The sequence below is a fragment of the Methylobacterium sp. J-067 genome (assembly GCF_022829465.1).
GTDB lineage: Bacteria > Pseudomonadota > Alphaproteobacteria > Rhizobiales > Beijerinckiaceae > Methylobacterium > Methylobacterium litchii.
This window is the reverse complement of the sequence record NZ_JAKSXZ010000086.1, coordinates 1-922: the sequence shown is the minus strand read 5'-3', so window position 1 is coordinate 922 and position 922 is coordinate 1. Positions and strand designations below refer to the sequence as shown.

Genomic DNA, 922 nt, shown 5'->3' with positions numbered 1-922 from the left:
GCCGGTGGCGGGGGTGGTGTCGGTGGGCAAAGCCGGCGACGAGCGCCAGATCCAGAACGTGGCGGCGGGTCGCGTGAGTGCGAGTTCGACGGACGCGGAGAACGGGAGCCAGCTGTACGAGGAGGCGTCGACGACGACGAGGCAGGTGAGCTCGCTGTTCACGGGTGTGGCGTCGGCGAACACGTCGATCAAGTCGCTGTCGACGAGCGTGGCGCCGGTGGCGGCGGTGATCGGCAGCACGGCACCGGCGATCGGGTCTGGTGCGGTGGCTTCTGGCTGGAACGCGGTGGCGATCGGCTACCAGGCGCGGGCGACCGACAAGCTGGCCACGGCGGTGGGCAACCAAGCCAGCGCCGTCGATGCCTACACGACGGCGGTGGGCACGGCGACCCGGGCCTCGGGGGAAGGCTCTCTGGCGCTGGGCAGCGCGGCGAACGCGGCGAGCGTTCATACGGTGGCGCTGGGGATGAACAACGTCGCCGGGGCGGCGGGCGCGGTGGCGATCGGGTTCAATGCGAACGCGTCGGTGGGGCGCAGCGTGGCGTTGGGCGACGGGGCGGCGACGTCTGCGGGTGTGACGGTGTCGTCCGTCGCGATCGATGGGACGACGTATGGGGGGTTTGCGGGCACGTCTGTGGCGGGCGTGGTGTCGGTGGGCAAAGCCGGCGACGAGCGCCAGATCCAGAACGTGGCGGCGGGTCGCGTGAGTGCGAGTTCGACGGACGCGGTGAACGGGAGCCAGCTGTACGCGGTGGCGTCGACGACGACGAGCCAGGTGAGCTCGCTGTCGACGGGTGTGGCGTCGGCGAACACGTCGATCACGTCGCTGTCGACGAGCGTGGCGCCGGTGGCGGCGGTGATCGGCAGCACGGCACCGGCGATCGGGTCTGGTGCGGTGGCGAGCGGTCAGCAGGCTGTGGCG

The 922-nt window shown here is 71.6% G+C and carries 1 pseudogene; it reads left to right on the top strand.

The features are described 5' to 3' along the window. Positions 1–4 precede the first annotated feature (4 nt). Positions 5–922 (top strand): annotated as a pseudogene (locus MKK52_RS09020) (calcium-binding protein); the annotation flags it as partial.